Source organism: Kitasatospora sp. NPDC058190 (assembly GCF_042883685.1).
Lineage (GTDB): Bacteria > Actinomycetota > Actinomycetes > Streptomycetales > Streptomycetaceae > Kitasatospora.
In genome coordinates this window covers 1-1311 of sequence record NZ_JBHVVI010000301.1, presented here as the reverse complement: position 1 = coordinate 1311, position 1311 = coordinate 1, and the positions used below count along the sequence as shown (strand labels likewise).

Annotated in this window: 1 protein-coding gene and 1 pseudogene; both read right to left on the bottom strand. The window is 38.7% G+C overall.

Annotation, left to right across the window (positions count from 1 at the left end):
• A pseudogene (locus tag ACFVWU_RS44950) lies at nt 1-669 on the bottom strand (aspartate phosphatase); the annotation flags it as partial.
• Between the two features lie 440 nt (nt 670-1109).
• Nucleotides 1110-1311: hypothetical protein (locus ACFVWU_RS44945; protein WP_387632531.1), on the bottom strand; the 202-nt coding region annotated here is incomplete at its 5' end.

Below are 1311 nucleotides of genomic sequence, written 5' to 3'. Positions count from 1 at the left end.
GTACAGCTGCCTAAAAATTATATGCTTATTCCCCAATGCCTCCGCTTTTTCCAAAGCTAAAGAAAAACAAGTCAATGCTTTATCTCTAGTTTCTAAATCCATATAATTTCCCGCGACTACAGTTAAACAATTAATTTCACGAACCATATAAATTGAATGCGTCTTATAAGCCTTATAAGTATCATAAGCAAGAGTGACATAATACATAGACATATGTGTCTGTTTCATGTGATAAAACACTTCGGACATCTTGTAATAGAATTCCGCTTTCTCTAACTCATCAGCAACTTGCTCCAAACGTTTCTCAGCTCGCCTATAGAACATGATAGCTTTAACAAATTCGCCCATTCTGAATTCATACATTCCTTGAAAAAAGTTGAAATAGTATTCAAGAAAGCCCGACATCTTTTTCCCTTGTCCTTCTACAGCTTTCAAATATTCAGAAGGCTCCAATGGTTTCTTAGAAGGTTGCACATAATCAAGCATCAATTGATGACGGAACTCCATCAATTGAAAATAAAGAACCGCTTGCTCATCTTCTTCCATAGCATCGATCTCTTTCCTAACCTCTTCCCTTAGAATCTCAGCCTCTTTCACATTGAATCTCTTTATATGCTTGTACCATTCATTGATCTTAACCGCTACAACTGGAGACGGTATGGCCGCCATCTACAATCACCCCTTATAAAACCAGTTTTATACTAAATGCTAGCACAAGATTTCCTAATAAAACCCTGTTTCTCCCTCGATATGTAAAATTTTCGGCATCTCGCAAACACTTTTGAAAATTCCTCGGCATCTAGCCATCAAATTTAAAAAGCATGACAGCAGACAAAACGAAAAAACGCATTTAAAGCCCTTATAAGCGTTTTTAACGCATTACCCCATTTCAAGTACCTGAACAAAAATAAAAGCGCTCAGAATCGAATCTGAACGCTCTCAACGGCATTTTTAAAATGAACGACATGTTTTTTTATACGTTTTATTTTCATCTTGCGTACTACCCCCCTGTTAGCATAGGGGATTCCCGTTTGGCTCTCGGTGCTTCGCTTTTCGTTGCCACTCGACGACTGCCGTCGTCTTCCGCTACGCACCTTCCGCCTAGAACTCTATTGTATCACTTTATAAGCCAATTCAAGGGCTTTTTTCTCAAACTTCTCATCTGTGATCTGACCAGATCCGTGCTGCCATAATAATTCTTCCTCGTCAGCTGTAAGATAAATTCCTTCAATGGCGTGTGTCGCTTTCGCATATCTCATGCCTTTTTCAAAACTTTCTCTTGTCATTTTCATCATCGAACCGCCTTTCTTG